Here is a 12,630-nt window from a genome sequence, read left to right on the forward strand (position 1 = left end):
GCACGCGCGCCAGTGGCGCGCAAGCTGTGCCTTATCGCCCCGGGGGAGAGGGGCTTCAAGCTGCGCGCTGCTGGTCAGTGCTTGCGGCGTCGAGGCTTCCGGTTACTGCGCCGCTGCAGGCGTGGCGCAGAACGAGGTTGGGAGTGCATCCGCTTGGGTGCCCCAGCCTTGCGTGGGCGCCTGCTTGGTGAGCGCAAACGACAACGTGCCGCCTTGCTGCAATTGCGCCCAATCCAGGAAGACCTTGGTCTGCGGCGTGCCGTTCAAACGCACGCCCTGCACGTACTGCAGCGCGCGGCCATCGGCGCCCGGGGCGTCGATGCGCAAACGTTTGCCGTTGCCCAGGTCCAGCGTGGCGCGCTTGAAACGCGGCGTGTGCAACAGGAACTCGCCGCTGCCCGGCACTGCCGGATACAGCCCCAAGGCGCTGAACAAATACCAGGCCGACATCGTGCCGAGGTCGTCGTTGCCGGTGACGCCATTGGGCGCATTGGTGAACAACTGCTGCGCGGCGCGCACCACGGTGGCGGTCTTCCACGGCTGGCCGATCAGCGTGTACATCCACGGCGCGTGCAGGTCGGGCTCGTTGTTGGGGTTGTAGCGGTACTGGTTGTAATAGCTGTACGGGCCGACCACCCAGTGCGTGCGCGCGCCGTTGAGCGGGTACTTGAGCAGGTCGTCGTAGGCGAAGAAGGTGTCCAGGCGTTTGCCTGCCTGGTCGCTGCCATGCATGGCCTGCAGCATGCCGGGGATGTCCTGCTGCACCAGCCATTGGTATTGCCAGGCGGTGCCTTCGTGGAAGCCATGTTGCGCGCGTGGGCTGTACTGGTCGTTGGACGGCGCGTACCAGCTGCCATCTTCCAGGCGTGGACGCGGGAAGCCGGCAAAGCCGGTGTCCGCATCGCGCACCGTGGCGTCCCAGACGTGGTGCCAGTTGCCGCCACGCGCACGCAGCTGGGTGCTGTCGTCGGCATGGCCCAGAGCTTGGGCCATCTGTGCCAGCGCGCAATCTGCCAGGGCGTATTCCAGCGTGGCCGAGCCGCCGTGGTGCGGGTCCACGTCCATGCCCTTGGACGGAAACGCGCGGTCGTATTGCACGAAGCCATTGGCGAGATAACTCGCGTTGCCCGAGCGCCCGGAATGCCGCGAGTTGATCGGCGGTTGGCCGAAGGCGTTCTGCCGTAGCGCGGCGTAGGCCTTGGCCTCGTTGCCCTGCAGCGCGCCGAAGCGCCACAGGTCGACCATGAAGGGCGTCACCGGGTCGCCGGTCATGATGTTGGTGTCGTAGTTGGCGTAGCCCCAACGCGGCAGCCAGCCGCCCTGCTGATGGATCGCCAGCAGCGAGCGGCCGATGTCGCGCGCGCGCTGCGGGCGCAGCAAGGCGAGCAGCTGATTCTGCGAGCGATAGGTGTCCCACAGCGAAAAGTACTCGTAGTAGGTCCAGCCCTCGGCACGATGGATCGCATCGTCATAGCCGCGGTAGCGGCCATCGGCATCGCTGCCGGTGAGCGGCTGCAACAAGGCGTGGTAGAGCGCGGTGTAGGCCACGCTGCGGTCGTCCTTGCTGGCGCCGTCCAGCTGCAGGCTGGCCAGTTCTTTGCGCCAGACCTGCTGCGCGCGCTGGCGCATCTGCTCCAGGCTCAGCAACGTGCCGCCCTGCATGCCATCGGCGCGCAGATTGGTGCGTGCGCCGTCGGCATCCACATGCGAGATGGCGCTGACCACGGTCACCGCACGCGCGTCCTTGCCCTTGCCCAGCGGGAAGCTGAGCCAGGCGCCATTGGGTTTGAGCTCGCCACCCATGCCGTGACGCGCGCCGGGCACGCCGCCGTCTTCGCCCCACACCCCGTGCGCGGTGAACGGGCGATCGAATTCCAGCCGGAACCAGGTGGTGTATTCGTGGCCGCCACAGAAACTCTGCGTGACCAGCTTGCCTTCCACCACGCGGTCGCCGACCAGCTGCACCTGGCTACCGATCACCACGTGGCGGTCGTTGGCCTGGGCCACGTTGATCAACAGATGGCCGGTGTCGGCGCCGGGCGCGAAGGTGTAACGCTCGGCAGCGGCGCGGGTGAGTGCAGTGGCTTCGGCGTCGATACCGCCATAGTCGGTGAGCCGCACCTTGTAGTAGCCGGCCTGGCCCACTTCGCCGGCATGCGTGTAGCGCGCGGCATAGCGCTTCTGGTCGAAGGTCTTGGCGTCGGCGGTGTCGAAATCGCCGCCCGGGCCGATGCTGCCGATCACCGGCAGGATCGACACCTGCCCGCCCTGCTCCCAGCAACCCGCGCCGGACAAAAACGAATGCCCAAAGCCGCGGATGTTGGGGTCGTCATAACGCCAGCCGGCGTAGTGCGCGCCGATCGGGCTGACCTGGATCAGGCCGAACGGGGCGGACGCGCCGGGATACGTATTGCCGTCGTCCTTGCTGCCGATGAAGGTGTTGATCTGCGCCGGGTCCTGCGCGGCCAGCGGCGGCGCAACCGCCATGCCGAGCAGGCAAAGGGCAGCGGCGCGGCGCCACAGCGAGGTTGATGGAAGAGGCAACAAAGAGCGATACGACGCAACAGCAAAGACCATGCAAGACACCTCGGAGGAGAGGGCGGCCGGGGCCGCAGGTGAGATCGCGCGTACCGGTCGCCCCAAGACGCGGCGACCGGCGCAGGACGAGCGTGCGCGAAGACCGACGCATGCCACAACCCCGGATGGCGTCAGGCGCAGCAATTACCTTGTCTGGATGCACCGCTCCACGTCGCACTCACTCCGCACAGAACACGCGCCGATGGCGACGCAGCGGAGGATTGCCACGTCCTGATTGCCCTTGAATTCAGCCAAACAGCTTAAGAGCGGCTCACACACCGTACCGAGCAGTCGTCAGGTGGGTGCGGACGGCGCTCTCAGCACCGGGGTGGACGCGTGGACCATGCCGCACCGAGCAACGGCCGCGCCCGCCTGGCGGTGGGCACAGTCGTTTTGTTAGCTGCTCTTAGGAATCGTCCAGGCGGCACGGCGGTGTGGCACGACCTGGTCAGGGCTCCGACATGGTGCCCGCGTTCTCTTGGACCAACCTCCACTCCGGCCGACTCCTGGCGGCGCGTCAGTCGCGCGTGGAGGCAAGCGTTTGGTGATCCGGCGGTTCGAACAGATCTGCGTAGCGCGCACTGAAGCTTTCACGGTCGGTGACGAAGGCTTCCAGGTCTGGCACATTTCCGCGCGCGAATGGGGGCAGCTCGACCCCATGCGCGTTTGCCAAGGCACGGATGGCCAATTCGGTCTTTGCCGCGCTTCCTCGCCGGTCAGGCATCGCATGAGCCATCCACCAATGCAGGTTGCCAAGCGCCGGCATCAGCTCGGCGGGATCGTGGCGTCGGGCAACCAGGTCGTCGAACAAGTTCTCGACATGGTTCATGATCGGCTGTACCAGTTCGAAAGGAGTGTGCTGGATGCAGAATGGAAAAGCGGCGGCTTCAACCGGTCCATCCTGTTCTGCGCGCCCCTGTTGGGCGAGCGGGTGGTGAAAGTCGTCCGGATTCACTGCCAGCCGTAGCTGGGTAAGCGGAATCTTTTCCCCATTCAATTCGCCCACCATTTCGAAGACGTCATGCGCCATGAACCCGTCGGGCATCTTCAGCCCAGCATCCGCAGCAAGGCCATTGGCTTGCCGAACCAGCGGAAGCTGGCGCACTCGTTGTCGCAGATGCGCATAGTGCGGTGAGAGGGGTGTGGTGACGTTGGTCTGCCGTGGGTAACCAGCCGCAAATGGCTGAGCATCCCCTTCTTTCGGTTTGCCGGGACCACCTGGCTGCGCTGTTTGCTGGGTGGCCCAGCTATGACGCGCTGCGCCCGAGAAATCCCACAGTTGGCGGAAGGTCTGGATCTGCCCGCTTGCGATGCGTGCGCCTCCTTCCCGGGCCGTGGAATGAAAGCGGCGACCATACTGTTGATTTTCTGGTGTCGATTCCTGGTTGACGCGTAGATCTGGCCACCGTGCCACACCGGTCAACGCAATCTGTGTGGGCGAGAGTTTGCTTTGCGCCACAGGTCCTGGCAGTGCGTGACGGATGGGTGGCGATACGGCGGTGAACAGATGGTCCAGCCCCTGCGTACCAGGTGCCAGCGCCGCCGATGTGTCGACTCCCCGCAATTCAGTGCCAGCCAAAACTAGAGGTCTGCGGTTGATGTTGATCACGGAACTCGGCGGGCGTTAGCCCGCCCAGGCTGTCGTGCGGTATCTGTTGGTTGTAGTCGGCCAGCCAGTGTTCGGTCTGTTCGCGGACCTCGCTCAGCGTGCGGAAGAGATGCATATCCAGCACGCCGCGCCGGTAGCTGCCGTTGAAGCGTTCGATGAAACCGTTTTGCATCGGCCGTCCCGGCTCGATGAAATCCAATGCGATGCCTTTGCACTCGGCCCACTCGGCCAAGGCTAATGCGACAAACTCCGGGCCATTGTCCAAGCGAAGCTTAGCGGGATAGCCGCGCCAGGCTGCGATGCGTTCCAACGTGCGGATGACGCGGGCCGCCGGAAGATTCAAGTCCACTTCGATCGCCAAGGCTTCCCGACTGAAGTCGTCAATGACATTGAACGTGCGGAAACGCCGACCATCCCACAGCGCATCGGACATGAAGTCGATTGACCATCCAGCATTGGGTCGCTCTCCGCATGCCAGCGGTTGTGGATGACGCGTCGGGACCCGACGCCTGCTGCGACGACGCTGATTAAGCTTCATCAGGCAATACACGCGCCAGACCCTCTTGTGATTCCACACATGTCCGCGACGACGGATGATCTGAAAAAGTTTTCCAAAACCACGCTCGGGAAAACGCTCGGCCAATTCGGACAACAGTGCAATGACCTCCTCGTCGCGATCAGGACGACGCCGATAGCGCGCCGTCGAGCGAGCCACGCCAACGACCGCACAGGCCCGGCGCTCGCTCCAGCCATGTTGCTCGACGAGCCAGGCAAGAAGCGGGCGTTTATGCGCCGGGTCTACAGCTTTTTTGCGATGACATCCTTGAGTGCATGGTTTTCCATCGCAAGCTCGGCGTACATGCGTTTGAGCTTGCTGTGCTCGGTCTCCAGGTCGCGAAGGCGCTGCACATCAGCTACCTCCATGCCACCGTACTTGGACTTCCAGACGTAGTACGTCGCGTCGGAAATACCCAGCTCGCGGCACACATCCTTGACCTGGCGGCCGCCCTCAACCTGCTTCAGCGTGGCGACAATCTGGCTTTCTGTGAACTTGCTCTTGCGCATCGTTGGTCTCCTCGGTGGCTAGTGTGCCCGGAGACCTGTAGTTATGGATGGATCAAGTTTACGGGGAGTCGACAGATGCCGCGGCCTTTAGCAACATCTTGGGTCCGTGCGTCGTGACGGATTGAATTGCCGGCTCATGGAAAAGACTGCTCTCGATGTGCAGCCTGCGTGCGCCTTGCTCTTCGGCGTAGAGCAGCTGCAACTGCACATCCGAACTGATCCGTTGCTCTGGAGTCAGCGCCTCGGAGGGACGGTGGCGCTGTAGATCCACGGTCACTTTTTCGCCCGGTCTGGACAGTGCCATCTCGATACCTGCCAAGGCCGCATTTACCGGCTGCATTGGCAGTGTTTGATGACTCGCACCTTCGGAAGTGTTCGCTGTTTCCTTCGTGCCGGCACAAAGCATGCCGGGAAGCGCTTTTCTCACCTTCCGTTTGAGTCCGCTCAGGGGGCCGACGGCGGTCGTCGATGCCTGCGGCGCATCTCTCAGTTGCGGTGACTGCGGTGTATCGCTCGAGGCAATGCCGCTGTGCGATGGCGCTTTGTTGATCTTCATAAGATCCGGTAGTGCAGGACTACGGTGTTTGTTTTTTTGAACATAGCGCACAACGACTTGCATTCAGACGATGGGCTGAGAAAGTGGTGGCGCTTCAAGCGAAGCGTTCGTCTGCCCTAACCAAAAATGCAACAGTTCTGGCGGTGTCCCCCGGACCCGAAGCACCAGGAGACGTCTGCGCGCAGCTGCGGTGCTCCAAGCATGCGAACACGTCCGTGCTGCAGTTTGTGGATCGTGAGCGCACAAGGAGGTAGAAGACCGGCGCGCCTGCAAGCGCAGTGTCTTGGATCCACCGCATCGGTTCGAGCCGGTTCCAACGGGTGCCGTCCTCATCCGTTTTGCAGCGAGCAAACGTCATTGGAAATCTCGTCGCTCAACAGCACATTGGCAGCCATAGCCCATTTTTGAATACGGTCGGCAGGGACGCGACCACGCTGCCCAGCAGCTGCTTGACGCCGATCAGGCGCGAGGCCTTGCGCAACTGACCAATGCTGAGCACCTCGATACAGCCGAAGAAGGCATTCGGAAATCATGCCGATCTTGACCGTTCAACCGACGCTCGGCGTCTTCGGCGACTTTTTGCAGGCCGCCTCCTTGGTTCTGAGTGCGCCGTCCACATCCACATGACGACTGCTCGCTACGTTTTTGTTGGCCGCTCTGAACGTATCGAGCCGCATTCATGACGACATGCGGTGGGCGATGGTCGGCTCAGAAATCGAACACGTATTCTGCCGCGATCTCGCGGCCGATCGGGCTGAACAGGCGACTGTTGTAGCACTCGTAATCGAGTTTGTACGGGCCCTTGTGGTTGTAGCCAGTGCTGTTGAAGACGTTGTTGACGTAGAGATTGAGCTTCATCGCCGGGGTGATGCGGTAACCGAGATTGACGTTCCAGGTGCGACGTCCCCCCAATTTTGAGTAGCACCTCAGTTTGGAGTCCAATTCCCTATCCCGAGTAGATTGGACGTGAAGAAGCGTTTTTCCGAAGAGCAGATCATCGGCTTCCTGCGCGAGGCTGAAGCGGGCGTGGCCATCAAGGACCTTTGCCGGCGGCATGGCTTCAGCGAGGCCTCGTACTATCTGTGGCGCAGCAAGTTCGGCGGGATGAGCGTGCCCGATGCCAAGCGGCTCAAGGACCTTGAGGCCGAGAACACGCGACTGAAGAAGTTGCTGGCCGAGCAGTTGTTCGAGAACGACCTGATCAAGGATGCGTTGCGAAAAAAGTGGTGAGCGCACCGGCGCGTCGTGCGCTGGTGCGCGAGTGGATCGGGCGTGGTGCCAGCGAGCGTCGTGCCTTGGCAGTGATCGGCATGAGCGCCAGCGCGCTGCGCTATTGCCCACGCCAAGACCGCAACGGCGAACTGCGCGAGCGCATTCTTGCGTTGGCGCATCGCCATCGCCGCTACGGTGTGGGGATGATCTATCTCAAGCTGCGACAGGAAGGACGCCTGGTGAACTACAAGCGCGTGGAGCGGTTGTATCGCGAGCAGCAGCTACAAGTTCGGCGCCGCAAGCGCAAGAAGGTACCGGTTGGCGAGCGTCAGCCGCTGCTTCGGCCGGCGCGGGCCAACCAGGTGTGGTCGATGGACTTCGTCTTCGACCGCACCGCCGAAGGTCGAGTGATCAAGTGTCTGGTGATCGTGGACGACGCAACGCACGAAGCGGTCGCCATCGAGGTGGAGCGCGCGATCTCCGGGCACGGTGTTGCACGCGTGCTGGATCGGTTGGCAGAGAGTCGCGGCCTGCCGCAGGTGATCCGCACCGACAACGGCAAGGAGTTTTGCGGTAAGGCCATGGTCGTCTGGGCGCATGCCCGTGGCGTGCAGTTGCGGCTCATCCAGCCAGGCAAACCGAACCAGAACGCCTACGTCGAATCCTTCAACGGCCGGCTACGCGACGAATGCCTCAACGAGCACTGGTTCCCGACGTTGCTGCATGCGCGCACCGAGATCGAACGCTGGCGACGCGAATACAACGAGGACTGACCCAAGAAAGCAATTGGCGGCATGACGCCGTCCGCTTATGCCCAACATCTGGCAAACACCGATATCATCAACCCCGGACTCTAAACCCGATCGCTACTCAGGGCGGGGGGACGTCGGGTGATCGCCGGGCCCACGCGTCCGTCGTACTTGCGTGTGCTCTGGCCGACGGTGGGGCTGGCCGGATCGGTGTCGGTGCAGCCGGCACGGTCGTCGGGCACGCCGCCATCGGAAGACGGTACGCAGCCGCCGGGTTGTCCAGCCGGCCCAGGCCCCAGTGCGAACGCACGCCGGGCACCGCGCCGACGCGGTCGCCGTAGACGGTGGCGTTCCAGTTGTCATGGAGCCAGTTCACACTGCCGCGCAGCTTGCTGCGGATGTCGCGGTCGCGGCGCTCGGGGTTGGGGTCGGTGCGGTAGGTCTGCTCGCGCATCGAACGCAGCTTGGTGTAGTCGAGCCAGAGCGAGAAATCGCCGATGCCGGTCTTGAGCTGGTAGCGCGCCGACAGATCGATACCGCTGACATCGCGCTGGGCCAGGTTGATCGGGCCGCGCTCGATGGCGGTGATGGCGCCGCTGCCATGGCGGTGCACGCGCGCCAGGATCGAGGCGCAGTAATCGGCGCCGCCCCGGGTGGACCAGGCCTGGCCCGGGGCGACGGTCAGCCCGGTGCGGCAGCCGGCTTCGTCACGCAGGATGGTGGTCTCGTCGATGTCGCGGATTTCCTTCTCCAGGTGGATGCGCACACGGCGCCGCAACAATCCCGGCGGGCTCTAGCGGACCAGCTGTTGCGTAATTCCTTGCAGATCAATTGCTTGACGCGTTCAGCGATTGCTGACGGACATTGCCAGCTGCGCTAACGGATGAGGTCGTCTTGGGCAGCGGCTGGCCGGCGGTTTGGCCGCTGCGGGTGTCCTTCTCCCGTGTACGGGAGAAGGTGCCCCGAAGGGGCGGATGAGGGCCGTGTTTCAGGCAGGAATCCGTCCTGAAAGCATCCATCCCCGGCCTTCAAGGCAGAAGCGACGACACACCAGCAACGGCGCGGGCGATGGCTCGCCAGTGTGGTGGCATCCACAAAAAAGCCCGGTCATAGGACCGGGCTCGGCAACACGTTGGCGGCGGCGGGAGGGGCCGGCGCTGCGGTGTGCGGTGACGTCAGATCCAGCGCATGCCTTCGAACGGGTTCCAGCTGGTGCTGCCCTTCGCCTTGTCCAGGTAATAGGCGTAGTTGGCGATCATGCCGGTCAGCAACGACAGCGGCAGCCACAGCACATTCTGGAACGCGGCCGGCAGGAACGAGGCCACGATGCTCAGCACGATGCTGATGCCGATCAGGCTCAACGCCTTACGCCACAGGCCGATGATGAAGAAATAGATGACGCCGAAGAAGAAGGCATAGAAATTCATGCCGATCTTGACCTTGTCACCAAAGCTCAACGTCTTCAGCGCTTCCTTGTACGCCGGCTCCTTGGGGCCGCCATGACGGTCGAAGAAGTCGAAGCGGAATTGCCACTTGGGGCTGAGCTGGGTGCGATCAAAGGTGTCCATTCCAATCCATGTAGTTGAAAACGGTTACATGATAGGCGATCGCGTATTCAGGAGCACGTGTTTTGCAGCGAACTCGGCAATCCGCGGCCGACCCACACCGGCCGGGGATTACCCGGCCACCCCCAACCATCTCCCAACGCCAGCCGCTACCGCTGCTGGTTGACCCCGCTGCCGCGCCGTGCGCGTCGCAGGGCGTAGAGCGAATGGTCGGCGCGGTCGACCACCGCGGTCAGCGCTTCGCCTTCCTGGCGCAAGGCCGTGCCCAGCGTGAACAGGATCGGCGCATCGTCGCTGGCCGCCATGTAGGTGCGCACCAGCTCTTGCAACTGCTGCTCGCTGGCCTGGTGCAGCAGCACCAGAAACTCATCGCCGCCCAGCCGGACCAGGTGGTCCTGCCGGCGCAACGGGGCATTGAGAAACCAGGCCATCTGCACCAGCACTTCATCGCCGCGCTGGTGGCCGTAGGTGTCGTTGATCAGTTTGAACTTGTCCAGGTCCACCACCACGCAGCCCCAGCGCACGCTGGCATCGCGCTTGTCCAGGTCGTCCAGGAAGCGGCGATTGAAGCAGTTGGTCAGCGGGTCGGTGAACGACCATTCCAGCAGCTGTTTTTCCTGCTGATGCTGGTTGGTGATGTCCTGGGCATGGGCCAGGACGATGGTGGCGTCAGACTCCACGTCGAGCACGTTGTGGTATTTCCAGTGGCGCAGGCTGCCATCGCCGGCCACCAGCTCGATCACGCCTGAATCCTGGCCGTCGAGCACCATGCGTGACAGGTAGCCGCGCACGCCGTCATGCCGTTCCGGGCGGATCAGCTCGAACAGCGAGCGGCCTTCCATCTCCTCCACGCTGCGGCCCAGCGAGCGCGCGGCCGCCGGGTTCACGCTGACCAGCCAGCCATCCATGTCGTGGGTGCAGATCAGCCCCAGGCTGTACTGGAACATCTTGCGGAACTTGCGCTCGCTGGCCGCCAGCGCGTCCACTGCGCGATGGCGGTCGGTGACGTCCTGGATGGCACCGATCAGGCGCATGCGGCCGTCGACATGTTCCACCGCGCCGGTGCTGTGTACCCACAGGCGGCGGCCGGTGCTGCTGATCAACGGCAGTTCCAGATCCCAGGGCGTGCCCTCGTGCACGCACAGTTCCACCGCCTCGGTGATGACCGCACGCGCTTCCAGCGGGTAGAAGGTGACCGCTTCGGCCAGCGTGGGCTGGTAGCCCGGCGGCAGGTCGTGCAGCCGACAGGTTTCGTCCGACCAGGTCAGCGTATTGGCGCTCACATCCACTTCCCAGCCGCCCACGCCGGCCACCCGCCCGGTGCGCTCCAGAAACGCTTCGCTCTCGCGCAGGCGCTGCTGCAGCCGGGCATTGACGTCGGCGCGTTCGAGCATCACCCGGCGCTGCTCCAGACCTTCGGCAGCGACCTTGGCCAGCTGTTGCAAGGCCGCCAGCTGGGCCGGCTGCAGCTGACGCGGGCGCTGGTCGATCACGCACACCGTGCCCATGCGCAGGCCATCGGGCAGCACGATGGGGGCGCCGGCGTAATAGCGGATGCCGGGTGTATCGGTGACCAGGGCGTTGTTGCAGAAGCGTGGGTCGGCCGGCGCGTCGGGCACTTCCATTACCGCGTCGTCCTGGATGGCGTAGGCGCAGAACGCCAGCTCGCGCGCGGTTTCGGACACCCCCGGCAAACCGATGTTGGCCTTCCACCATTGCCGATGCTCGTCCACCAGCGACACCAGCGCGATCGGCGTGCCGGCGATGGCCTGCGCGGCCGCCGCCAGGGCATCGAAGAACGGCTCGGATTCGGTATCGATCACATGCAACAACGCCAGCCGCGCCAGACGCTGCGCTTCGCTGGTGGTGGATGACTCAACGGTGTCGCGCTGATTCAACGGCAAGCTCGCTCGTACCCGTGCAGTCCGCACAGTCTAGCGGACTGGGCATGAGTGCCGATCGGCGCTTCCGTGCGTCGGAACACGGGATGCGCTGCGGCCGCTGTGCAGGGGGTGGGTACCCGCTTGGCCTGGTCCACGTGATCGCTCATTCGCGGCGGTCGGCGGCAGAGCGCTGCATCAGCGCGCCGCCCACCTGCAGCGCTGCCGCCAGGTTGCGTGCGGTGACGCGGACATTGCGGGCAGCGTCGGCCAACGCCTGCTCCAACGTGCAGGCGCCAGGCACCACCGAAAGCATCGAAGCGATGCCCTCCGCGTGTAGCTGTTCAGCGCCGTTGCCCAGCGATCCGGCAATGGCGATGACCGGGATACCGTGCCGCTGCGCCAGGCGTGCCACGCCCACAGGAGTCTTGCCGCGCAGGCTCTGGCTGTCGATACGGCCTTCGCCGGTGATCACCAGATCGGCCTGTGCGATCAGCGCCTCCAGCCCCAGCGCCTGGGCGACGACCTCCACGCCCGGACGCAACTGCGCGCCCAGGAAGGCCAGCAACCCGGCGCCCAGCCCGCCGGCCGCACCGCCACCAGGCAGCGCGTGCAGGCGCATGCCCAGATCGCGCTGCACCACATCGGCGTAGTGCCGCAGGTTGGCGTCGAGCTGGCGCACCATCGCTGCGGTGGCGCCCTTCTGCGGACCGAACACCGCTGCGGTACCGCTCGGGCCGATCAGCGGGTTATCGACATCGCAAGCCACCTCGACGTGGCAATCCTGCAGACGTGCATCCAGGCCAGCGATGTCGATGCGCGCCAGCGCCGCCAGTGCCGCACCGCCGGGGCCGATCGGCGTGCCATGCGCATCCAGCAGCCGCGCCCCCAGCGCTTGCGCCATGCCGGCGCCGCCATCGGTGCTGGCGCTGCCGCCGATGCCGATGATGAAACGCCGCGCGCCGGCATCCAGCGCGGCCAGGATCAACGCACCCACTCCGGCGGTGCTGGCATGCAACGGCGCGCGCTGTGCCGGCGGTATCAGGGCCAGCCCGCTGGCGGCGGCCATTTCGATCACCGCGGTGGCGCCGTCGCCGGTCAGACCGAAAAAGGCCTGTACCGGCGTGCCGAGCGGGCCGCTGACCGTGCATGCGATCACCCGCCCGTCGGTGGCAGCGACCAACGCATCCACGGTGCCTTCGCCACCATCGGCCATGGGCACGGTGGTGTAGTGCCACTGCGGGAACACCTGGGCAAACCCGGCTTCGATCTGCGTGGCCACCTCCAGCGCAGACAGGCTTTCCTTGTACGCATCCGGGGCGATGACGACCCTCACCAGCGACACGCCTGCGGACGCGCCTGCGATAGAGGACACCGCGCGGCTGCGCCGATGCGCTGCGGCGATGCCACCTGCAAG

9 protein-coding genes, 2 other RNA genes and 1 pseudogene are annotated in these 12,630 nt (G+C 64.6%); 2 read left to right on the plus strand and 10 right to left on the minus strand.

The genetic code is table 11. From position 1 onward, the window contains the following. Positions 1 to 102: 102 nt before the first annotated feature. The 5 genes from ACCQ06_RS23010 to ACCQ06_RS23030 all read right to left on the minus strand — a co-directional run bounded on the left by ACCQ06_RS23010 (position 103) and on the right by ACCQ06_RS23030 (position 5,807). Entirely contained in the window at positions 103 to 2,577 is a 2,475-nt protein-coding gene (locus ACCQ06_RS23010) for a GH92 family glycosyl hydrolase (protein ID WP_316689639.1), read from the minus strand. A 268-nt stretch (positions 2,578 to 2,845) separates the two neighbouring features. Then, a non-coding RNA gene (locus ACCQ06_RS23015) (sX9 sRNA) lies at positions 2,846 to 2,922 on the minus strand. A gap of 172 nt (positions 2,923 to 3,094) precedes the next feature. Further along, positions 3,095 to 4,186, minus strand: coding sequence for a XopAH/AvrB family type III secretion system effector (gene xopAH, locus ACCQ06_RS23020; protein ID WP_316689641.1), 1,092 nt, complete (start codon positions 4,184 to 4,186; stop codon positions 3,095 to 3,097). After that, positions 4,143 to 5,251, minus strand: a protein-coding gene (locus ACCQ06_RS23025; protein WP_316686063.1) for an IS3 family transposase whose coding sequence is annotated in 2 segments (ribosomal slippage) — positions 4,143 to 4,990 and positions 4,990 to 5,251 — 1,110 coding nt in all. Because the reading frame shifts where the segments join, the coding sequence is not laid out codon by codon here. Before ACCQ06_RS23025 ends, xopAH begins: the two co-directional genes overlap by 44 nt. 58 nt (positions 5,252 to 5,309) lie before the next feature. Continuing rightward, positions 5,310 to 5,807 carry a hypothetical protein gene (locus tag ACCQ06_RS23030; RefSeq protein WP_316689642.1) on the minus strand — a complete coding sequence of 166 codons (498 nt, stop codon included), beginning with the start codon at positions 5,805 to 5,807 and terminating at the stop codon, positions 5,310 to 5,312. Between the two features lie 583 nt (positions 5,808 to 6,390). On the opposite strand from ACCQ06_RS23030, the gene ACCQ06_RS23035 reads away from it, so the two are divergent. Next, positions 6,391 to 6,461, plus strand: a non-coding RNA gene (locus ACCQ06_RS23035) — sX9 sRNA. A gap of 54 nt (positions 6,462 to 6,515) precedes the next feature. Here the strand turns inward: ACCQ06_RS23035 and ACCQ06_RS23040 are convergent. After that, entirely contained in the window at positions 6,516 to 6,719 is a 204-nt protein-coding gene (locus ACCQ06_RS23040) for a hypothetical protein (RefSeq protein WP_316689643.1), read from the minus strand. A gap of 54 nt (positions 6,720 to 6,773) precedes the next feature. Here ACCQ06_RS23040 and ACCQ06_RS23045 point away from each other — a divergent pair. Continuing rightward, positions 6,774 to 7,876: pseudogene (locus ACCQ06_RS23045) on the plus strand (IS3 family transposase). A 13-nt stretch (positions 7,877 to 7,889) separates the two neighbouring features. Here ACCQ06_RS23045 and ACCQ06_RS23050 read toward each other — a convergent pair. The 4 genes from ACCQ06_RS23050 to ACCQ06_RS23065 all read right to left on the minus strand — a co-directional run bounded on the left by ACCQ06_RS23050 (position 7,890) and on the right by ACCQ06_RS23065 (position 12,549). Beyond that, positions 7,890 to 8,534 (minus strand): hypothetical protein, encoded by a 645-nt coding sequence (locus ACCQ06_RS23050; protein ID WP_316689644.1) that lies wholly within the window; start codon positions 8,532 to 8,534, stop codon positions 7,890 to 7,892. A gap of 409 nt (positions 8,535 to 8,943) precedes the next feature. Beyond that, entirely contained in the window at positions 8,944 to 9,336 is a 393-nt protein-coding gene (locus ACCQ06_RS23055) for a DUF2628 domain-containing protein (protein WP_228325342.1), read from the minus strand. A gap of 146 nt (positions 9,337 to 9,482) precedes the next feature. Further along, positions 9,483 to 11,231 (minus strand): sensor domain-containing diguanylate cyclase, encoded by a 1,749-nt coding sequence (locus tag ACCQ06_RS23060; protein ID WP_228325349.1) that lies wholly within the window; start codon positions 11,229 to 11,231, stop codon positions 9,483 to 9,485. Positions 11,232 to 11,379: 148 nt separating this feature from the next. Beyond that, the gene (locus ACCQ06_RS23065) at positions 11,380 to 12,549 is read right to left on the minus strand and encodes a glycerate kinase (RefSeq protein WP_316692738.1); all 1,170 of its coding nucleotides are present in this window, start codon (positions 12,547 to 12,549) and stop codon (positions 11,380 to 11,382) included. Between the last annotated feature and the right edge of the window lie 81 nt (positions 12,550 to 12,630).

It is taken from the genome of Xanthomonas sp. NCPPB 4467 (genome assembly GCF_041475665.2).
Taxonomy (GTDB): Bacteria; Pseudomonadota; Gammaproteobacteria; order Xanthomonadales; family Xanthomonadaceae; genus Xanthomonas; species Xanthomonas dyei.

Bases quoted from the DNA above. Each gene is read 5' to 3' on its own strand.
- ACCQ06_RS23055 (WP_228325342.1), bottom strand. From the start codon at position 9,336: ATGGACACCTTTGATCGCACCCAGCTCAGCCCCAAGTGGCAATTCCGC.
- ACCQ06_RS23010 (WP_316689639.1), bottom strand. From the start codon at position 2,577: ATGGTCTTTGCTGTTGCGTCGTATCGCTCTTTGTTGCCTCTTCCATCA.
- ACCQ06_RS23030 (WP_316689642.1), bottom strand. From the start codon at position 5,807: ATGAAGATCAACAAAGCGCCATCGCACAGCGGCATTGCCTCGAGCGAT.